This window comes from Clostridium sp. AF32-12BH (genome assembly GCF_003477935.1).
GTDB lineage: Bacteria > Bacillota > Clostridia > Lachnospirales > Lachnospiraceae > Brotaphodocola.
Window position 1 is genome coordinate 2,091 of record NZ_QUEH01000034.1, and the last position, 5,059, is coordinate 7,149.

Here is a 5,059-nt window from a genome sequence, read left to right on the forward strand (position 1 = left end):
TACCGGATCGATCTGCGTTTTTGTGATGGCTGCGGAATCTGCTATGATATCTGCCCGATCGGGGCAGTGGCGAAGGAGTAATCATGTATCTATGTATGGACCTGAAATCGTTCTACGCATCCGTGGAGTGTGTGGACCGCGGCTTAAATCCGCTGACGACCAACCTGGTAGTAGCGGATCCGTCCCGCACGGAGAAGACCATCTGCCTGGCGGTTTCCCCATCCTTGAAGACATACGGGATTGGAGGGCGTGCCAGGCTGTTTGAGGTGATCGAACAGGTGCGTCGTGCCAATGCGAAGCGGAGAAGCCTTGCTCCAGGCGGCAGATTTACCGGATCTTCTGCACAGGCGGATGAACTGGCAAAGCATCCGGAATATCAGATCGATTATCTGATCGCACCGCCGCGTATGACCCACTATATGAAAGTGAGTACCCAAATTTACGATATCTACTTAAAGTATGCTGCGCCGGAAGATATTCATGTCTATTCGATTGATGAGGTGTTTATCGATCTGACAAAGTATCTGCCAGCGGCAGGCTGTACGGCGCGGGAATATGCCAAACGGATCATGCAGGAGATTTTTGCAAAAACAAAGATTACCGCGACGGCTGGGATCGGCACCAATCTGTATCTGGCAAAGATTGCCATGGACATTGAAGCGAAGCACATTCAGCCGGATGAAGATGGAACCCGCATTGCAGAGCTTGACGAGATCAGCTACCGTAAAAAACTTTGGACGCATCAGCCCATCACCGATTTCTGGAGGGTTGGCCGCGGTTATGCGGCAAAGCTGAAGGAACATGGTATGCTGACGATGGGCGATGTCGCGCGCTGCTCCATTGGAAAGCCAGGAGATTATCACAATGAAGAACTGCTGTACCGTTTGTTTGGCATCAATGCAGAGCTTCTGATCGATCATGCCTGGGGCTATGAGCCATGCCGCATGGAGCATATCAAGGCTTATAAGCCGGAAAACAATAGTGTTGGTTCCGGGCAGGTGCTGCATTGTCCGTATACGGCACAGAAGACGCGGCTCGTGGTCAAAGAAATGGCAGACCAGCTTTCATTACAGCTGGTGGACCAGGGACTTGTGACAGACCAGATGGTCTTAACAGTAGGTTATGATATTGAGAATCTGACGGATCCAAAACGCAGCGGTTCCTATCGTGGTGAAGTTATGAAGGACCGGTATGGCAGAAGCATTCCAAAGCATGCTCACGGAACGGAAAATCTGGGGTGTTTTACTTCCTCAACCCGGCAGATCCTGGATGCAGTTTTGGCATTGTATGACCGCATTATCGATGAAAAGCTTTTGATCCGGCGGGTGTATCTGACTGCAAATCATGTCATGCCGGAGACTGAAGTGAAGCGGGAACCGGTGGCAGAACAGCTTGATCTTTTTACCGATTATGCTGCCCTGGAGCAGAAACGCAAAAAAGAGCAGCAGGAACTGGAGCGCGAAAAACGCCTGCAGCATGCGATGCTGGATATTAAGAAAAAATTCGGGAAGAATGCGATCTTAAAGGGCATGAATCTATGCGAAGGTGCGACGGCAAAAGAGCGCAATGACCAGATCGGAGGGCACAAGGCATAATGACAGATTTTTCAAAATATGAAGATATGCTATATCTCAAACGTCCGGTGTCGCGCAATCACCCGCCGATGGATCTTAAGGACCGTGCCGCCCAGTTCTCTCCGTTTGCGGCGTTGACCGGCTACGGTGATGCAGTGAAGGAGACTGCACGTCAGACCGAGCAAAGGCGGGAGTTGGACGAGTACGAGAAAGCAGCGCTGGATGAGCAGCTGCGGGGGTTGGAAGCGCAGCTGCAGGACTTAGAAAACGGGAAAAATCAGGCAGCTCCAAGGGTCACTGTCACCTGCTTTATTCCAGATGAATACAAAGCAGGAGGTGCTTACCGCACGTTTACTGCCGCAGTTAAAAAAATCGATCATGACAGGCGGGGAATCATTTTGCAGAATGGGACACAGGAAGGAGAATGTGTGCTGTTGGATGATATCCTGAAACTGGATATTCATATGGATTTCGATTCCCGGATATGATAAGATAATAAATAAATTTGAAACAGAAACGGGGTGGAGCAGATGCCATGTACGATCGGAATCGGAAAGCAGGATTTCGCGTCCCTGCGGGAAGGCAATTATTTCTATATTGATAAAACAAAACTGATTTCGCAGTGGTGGGAGTCAGGAGATTCGGTTACGCTGATTACCCGCCCTAGGCGGTTTGGAAAAACGCTGAATATGAGTATGCTGGATTGTTTCTTTTCAAAACGGTATGCAGACCGCTTTGATCTTTTTAGCGGTCTTGAGATATGGAATGAGGAGAAATATCAGAAGCTTCAGGGAACTTACCCGGTTATATTTTTAAGTTTTGCGGATGTAAAGCAGAATTGTTATACGGACACAGTTCAGAAAATCCGGCATATTATTGGCGATACTTATCGTCAGCACCGTTATCTTCTGGATACAGCGTGCTTTGCGGACACAGAAAAACAGCAGTTTATAAAAGTAATGAACTGTGAAATGGATGATGTGACAGCTCAGGATGCCCTGAAAAATCTGTCTTATTACCTGCACCATTTCTGGGAAAAGCGTGTGCTCATATTATTGGATGAATACGACACCCCCATGCAGGAGGCATATGTGCATGGGTACTGGAACGAATTTACTTCCTTTATCCGGAGTCTGTTCAATGCGACATTCAAAACAAACCCGTATCTGGAACGCGGAATGATGACGGGAATTACCCGTGTTTCGAAGGAATCTGTCTTTTCGGATCTGAATAACCTCAGTGTGATCACAACCACCTCGAAGCGGTATGCAGACTGTTTTGGCTTTACGGAAGCAGAGGTATTTGCATCTCTGGAACAGTTTGGTCTAATAGAGCAAAAAGAAGAAGTGAAGCGCTGGTATGATGGCTTCACGTTTGGATCAAAGCGGGATATCTATAATCCGTGGTCCATCACGAATTTCCTGCGGGAGAAAACATTCATGGCCTACTGGGCGGCAACCAGTGGAAATACGCTGATCAACAAGCTGATCCGGACGTCATCTGCGGAAATAAAGGAAGGCATGGAGGATCTGCTTCAGGGAGGAAAAATTGTGGTAACCTTTGATGAGCAGATCGTATTTGACCAGCTGGATCATGTGCAGAACGCAATCTGGAGTCTGCTTGTGGCCAGCGGGTATTTACGGGTGGAGCAGGTCGAATATCGCGGAGCCTGGAGAAAACCGTGGTATCATCTGATGATCACAAATCTGGAAACGCTGGGGATGTTTTCTGATATGTTTTCCGGATGGTTTGAAAATTCCGGAACCAATTATAATGCGTTCATCGAGGCTCTTTTAAAGGGAAATATAAAAGAAATGAACGCCTATATGAATGATGTGGCTCTAACTACTTTCAGCAGCTTTGACACAGGAAATCATTCGTCTGAGCGGACACAGCCGGAGCGCTTTTATCATGGCTTTGTGCTTGGGCTTCTGGTGGAGCTGCGGGATGCTTATCTGATCCGGTCCAACCGGGAGAGCGGACTGGGGCGTTATGATGTGATGCTGATTCCACAAAAACCGGAATTTGATGGCATCATTCTGGAGTTTAAGGTTCGTGAGGCGGAAGAGGAAACTTCTCTTGGGGATACGGTTCAGGCGGCATTGAAGCAGATTCAGGAGAAGCAGTATGACCGGGAACTGATTGCCCATGGTGTATCGGAAGACCGGATTCGCTGTTATGGATTCGCGTTTGAGGGTAAGCGGGTGCTGATCGGAACAGATTGATATGATGAAAGAAAGCGCAATCAGAAAAAGGACAAACCTATGACACTGACACAATTGAAATACATCGTGGAGACCGCTGAGGCGGGGACCATCAGCAAAGCTGCGGAGCGGCTCTACATTTCCCAGCCGAGCCTGACTGCGGCAATCCGGGAACTGGAGCACGAATTTGGCATTACCATTTTCCAGCGGACTAACAAGGGCATTCTTCTGACCACAGAGGGGGAGGAATTTCTTGGCTATGCAAGGCAGGTGATCACCCAGACCAGGCTCATGGAGGAGCGCTATGCGGGCGCAGCGCCGGTACGACACCAGTTCTGTGTATCCACCCAGCATTATTCCTTTGCGGTGGAGGCGTTTGTGGAACTGTTAAAAACGTATGGCGGGGAAAGCTACGACTTTCGTATCCGGGAAACGCAGACCTACGAGATCATCGAAGATGTCGCGAAGCTGAAAAGCGAGGTCGGGGTTCTTTATCTGAACCAGTTCAATGAAACGGTTTTGCGAAAGACCTTTAAGGAACATAACCTTAAGTTTGAACGACTCTTTCTCGCAAAGCCCCATGTCTTTGTCGGGGCGAAAAATCCGCTGGCGGAACAAAAATCAGTGACACTGCAGGATCTGGAGAATTATCCGCGGTTGTCGTATGAGCAGGGAGACCACAATGCGTTCTATTTTTCGGAGGAAATCTTGAGCACGCTGGAGAGCAAAAAAGATATCCGGGTGTGCGACCGTGCGACACTATTTAACCTGCTGATCGGGCTGAATGGTTATACCATCTGCAGCGGTGTGATCAATGAAACACTGAATGGAAAGGATATTGTTGCAGTTCCTCTAGAGGCGGAGGACTATATGGAAATTGGGTATATTACCCACAAACAGGTTGTGCCCGGGAAGTTTGCAGCACATTATATTGAAGCATTAAAGCGGTTTGCTATAGATTAAAACTATGACAAATCGCTTTTTTCGATATTTTACAGAAACGGAAAATACGGGTATGATAACCGCAGAGGAATCAAAGAAGGTAGAAGATACCGCGATCACGGATCTGGTGGAGAAACAGAAAAAAGCCGGATACCATGTGATCACGGATGGAGGTATCTGGAATTTGACGATGCACGTTCCGGCGGTTTTGAGTGCTTGTCCCACGTATCCGATGACAAGAAGGTGGTTCTCGGACTTATTACGACCAAGTTCCCGAAGTTGGAGGACAAAGCAAAGCGGGGCTGTCGCACTAACGTGCGGCAGCTCATTTTATATATC

The 5,059-nt window shown here is 48.3% G+C and carries 4 protein-coding genes and 1 pseudogene; all 5 read left to right on the forward strand.

Features of this window, described 5'->3' with window-relative positions; genetic code table 11:
• Positions 1-95 precede the first annotated feature (95 nt).
• Positions 96-1,595: a DNA methylase gene (locus DWZ40_RS18860; RefSeq protein WP_243035392.1), complete on the forward strand. Its 1,500-nt coding sequence runs from the start codon at positions 96-98 to the stop codon at positions 1,593-1,595.
• Positions 1,595-2,062 (forward strand): hypothetical protein, encoded by a 468-nt coding sequence (locus tag DWZ40_RS18865; protein ID WP_118544336.1) that lies wholly within the window; start codon positions 1,595-1,597, stop codon positions 2,060-2,062. Before DWZ40_RS18860 ends, DWZ40_RS18865 begins: the two co-directional genes overlap by 1 nt.
• A gap of 42 nt (positions 2,063-2,104) precedes the next feature.
• A complete protein-coding gene (locus tag DWZ40_RS18870; RefSeq protein WP_118544337.1) occupies positions 2,105-3,799 on the forward strand; it encodes an AAA family ATPase in 1,695 nt (564 codons plus the stop codon).
• Positions 3,800-3,838: 39 nt separating this feature from the next.
• On the forward strand, positions 3,839-4,741 hold the full coding sequence (locus tag DWZ40_RS18875) for a LysR family transcriptional regulator (RefSeq protein ID WP_118544338.1): 903 nt from the start codon (positions 3,839-3,841) through the stop codon (positions 4,739-4,741).
• Positions 4,742-4,894: 153 nt separating this feature from the next.
• Positions 4,895-5,059, forward strand: a pseudogene (locus DWZ40_RS20195) (5-methyltetrahydropteroyltriglutamate--homocysteine methyltransferase); the annotation flags it as partial.